Origin of the sequence: Paratractidigestivibacter sp. (assembly GCF_052362415.1) — a bacterium.
GTDB lineage: Bacteria > Actinomycetota > Coriobacteriia > Coriobacteriales > Atopobiaceae > Paratractidigestivibacter.
The window spans coordinates 1,993-4,914 of record NZ_DAWEMK010000078.1; the positions used below are offsets into that span (position 1 = coordinate 1,993).

General features: G+C 66.5%; 3 protein-coding genes and 1 tRNA gene. 2 read left to right on the forward strand and 2 right to left on the reverse strand.

All coding sequences use genetic code 11. From position 1 onward, the window contains the following. Together ACT84W_RS07860 and ACT84W_RS07865 are read right to left on the reverse strand one after the other, a co-directional pair. Positions 1-810, reverse strand: an 810-nt coding sequence (locus ACT84W_RS07860; RefSeq protein ID WP_444328802.1) for a PAS domain-containing protein, incomplete at its 3' end; no start/stop codon positions are given. A 36-nt stretch (positions 811-846) separates the two neighbouring features. Next, positions 847-1,611 carry a GGDEF domain-containing protein gene (locus ACT84W_RS07865; RefSeq protein ID WP_444328803.1) on the reverse strand — a complete coding sequence of 255 codons (765 nt, stop codon included), beginning with the start codon at positions 1,609-1,611 and terminating at the stop codon, positions 847-849. A gap of 179 nt (positions 1,612-1,790) precedes the next feature. Here ACT84W_RS07865 and ACT84W_RS07870 point away from each other — a divergent pair, with 179 nt between their 5' ends. Further along, on the forward strand, positions 1,791-2,594 hold the full coding sequence (locus ACT84W_RS07870; RefSeq protein WP_444328804.1) for an ABC transporter ATP-binding protein: 804 nt from the start codon (positions 1,791-1,793) through the stop codon (positions 2,592-2,594). Positions 2,595-2,776: 182 nt separating this feature from the next. Next, positions 2,777-2,852, forward strand: a tRNA-Ala gene (locus ACT84W_RS07875). Positions 2,853-2,922: the final 70 nt, after the last annotated feature.

The following is a 2,922-nucleotide window of genomic DNA, read 5'->3' on the forward strand; positions in this document are numbered from 1 at the left end:
GAGCGAGGCCGCCGAGATCGCTTCGTCGCGGCGCTCCGCCACCCTTAGGCGCCGCGTGAGCTCGCCTATGACGGTGAAGGGCTGGCTCACGACCTTGCTGAAGCACAGGGACGCCACGTGCGCGCGGATGCGGTAGGATTCGCCTCGGTAGGTCAGTGGCTCCTCTGCGGCGCGCAGCACCGCCTCGCAGAGCTCCTGCGTCTCTTTGTGGGTCGCGCCCACCTTGACGAGTCCGATCTGCGGGCCGCGCCCGCGGAAAATCCGCGCCTTCCCGCGCATGGCGATCTCGAGCCTGCCGATGAAGGCGGCGAAGACGCCGTCGCCCGCGGCGTACCCCTCGGTCGCGTTCACGGCGGAGAGCCCGCTGACCTTGATGCCGACGATGCCGGCGCCGCGCCCCTTCAGGCGGCAGTCGCCGATAAGGTTGAGCATGCCCGTGACGTTTTCGATGCCCGTGGCAGGGTCCACGTACTCCGAGGCGTTGCGGTTGGTCGGGGACCCGACGAAGAGCGCCGGGCGCCTATCGTCGCCCGTGAGGCGGAATCCGCGGCTCTTGCAGACTACGTAGTCGCCCTCGGCGTCGCGGACGCGGTATTCCATCTCGTGATGGTGCTTCTTTCCGGAGGTGATGTCGCGGAACTCCGCCAGGACGCCCGCGCGGTCCTCGGGGTGCACATGGTCGATCCAGTCGGGCACGCCGCCGTACATCTTGTCGTAGGGGAGACCGAAGTCCCGCACCGCGTCGGCTGTCCAGCGCGTGACCCCGAGGTCGATGTTGCTCACAAAGAAGTACCGCCCGTCGAGCGTCATCGAGATCGCGTCGAAGACCCGCTCAGAGAAGAACTGCTAGTCGTCGTCGCCCGGGCCCTCCTCGCGCGCGTCGGTGAGGCGCACCGAGGTCTTGACGCGGTGCTGGACCTTGTAGCTGTACATGCGGCGGTCGGCCTCGGCGGTCACGTGAGAGCGGGAGTCTCCCTTGCCGGGACGGACGCGCGCGCAGCCGAAGCTGAACGAGAAGGGCATGGCGCCGTTCGCCGCTGTGGCGCGGGAGAGCTGGGTGCGGACCGACTCGAGGCGCTCCTCGAGCTCGTGGACGCCGCTCGTGGTCGAGATGAGCACGAACTCGTCGCCGCCCAGGCGGAAGAGCTGCTCGCCCGGGACCAGCGAGTTCTCGATGAAGAAGGCGGTTTGCTGTATGTACGCGTTGCCGCGCTTGTGCCCGAAGCGGTCGTTGCAGGTCTTGAGGTTGTCGAGGTCGATGAAAGCGAGGGTGAAGTGCTCGCCCGCCCCCCAGAGCTCGTCGACGCGGATCTCGAACGCGCTTCTGTTGCCGAGCTCGGTGAGGGCGTCGGTGCGGGCTTCAAGCTCGAGCATCCGCTGGTTCGCGAGTATCTGGTTGAGCTCGGAGCTGAGCATCGCGGCGGAGTCGTCGTCGGCGGCGAGGCCCCTGCCGGAAAGCGACGCGCCCAGGCACAGAAGGCGCGCGCCGAGCTCTTGCTGGTCCTCTGGGAGCTCGGCGATGTCGAGCCGCGCGTTCTTTGGGTCTTTGAGCAGGGCGTCGACGAAGCCCAAAAGGCGCTCGGCTCCTTTGCTCGCGGGCTCTGCGCTCATGTCGCTCGATTCTTTGGGACGCCGCGTTTGCGTGAATTCATCAGACATCATAGGACTGATGTCGCCGCAGTTGGGCGCGGCGGGGCGTGCATTGCCCTCATCGGTCGGTTTTCTTTCCGATACGGTCGCGCCGGCGTACAATTCTGCTCATTTAACCGCACGTTTTGAGGAGGTTTGCCTTGGGCGAGAACAAGGCCGCGCAACCGCTGTTCCGCATCCACGACGCGGAGGTCGTCCGCGGGTCGCGCACCATCCTGCACGTCGACGACTTCGAGCTCCGCGAAGGCGAGCACGTCGCGCTGCTGGGCCCGAACGGCGCCGGCAAGTCCACGTTCATCCAGCTGCTCACGCGCGAGGTGTTCCCCGTATGGCGAGAAGACCCGCCCGTGCTCTTCCGCGGCGCGGCGCGCCCCCTGCTCTCCGACATCCGCTCCATGCTCGGCGTGGTGAGCTCCACCATGCATGAGCAGGTGCGCGTTCACCTCCCGGCGCTCGACATTGTCGTGGGCGGCATCTTCGGCACGCTGGGGCTCCCGCTTCGCGAGGAGGTGACGGAGGCCCATCGCGCAGCCGCCATGGACGCGCTCGACCGGCTGGGCATCGCCGGCATCGCCGCCCAGGACATCATGACCATGTCGACGGGCCAGGCCCGGCGCGTCCTCGTCGCCCGCGAGCTCGTGCGCGACCCGAGGGTCCTCATCTTCGACGAGCCGTGCACCGGGCTCGACCCCGAGGGCATGTACCACGTGCGCGATACCATGCGCACGCTCGCCTCGGAGGGGCGCTCCGTCATCCTCGTCACGCACTACCCGGAAGACATTATCCCCGCGATCGGCCGCGTGCTCCTCATCAAGGACTCGAGGATATTCGCCGACGGGCCGAAGGGGGAGCTGCTTCGCGACGACGTGCTCTCCGACCTTTTTGACGTGCCGCTCGCCGTGAGCGAGGACGGCGGCTGGTATTCGCTGCGCGGGAGGTATTAGGGCTGGAAAGAAGGGCTTTCGCTCTACGGAGCCGGTGCACGGACGCATAGCCTGGCGGTCCTCTGCTTGCCGCAGGGGCGGCGCTCTAAGACCCCCGCGGCAAATTAATCTTTCGCGATCAGGATTTTCTCGTTGACATTGCCTCTGGGGTTTGGCACAATAAGCAACGCGCAATAGCGCCTGGGGATGTAGCTCAGCTGGGAGAGCGCTGCCTTCGCAAGGCAGAGGCCGAGGGTTCGAATCCCTTCATCTCCACCAGGAATTTTAGGGCCCGGACGTTCGCGAACGTTCGGGCTTTCTTTGTATCCCTTGGATGATTGGAGCCGCC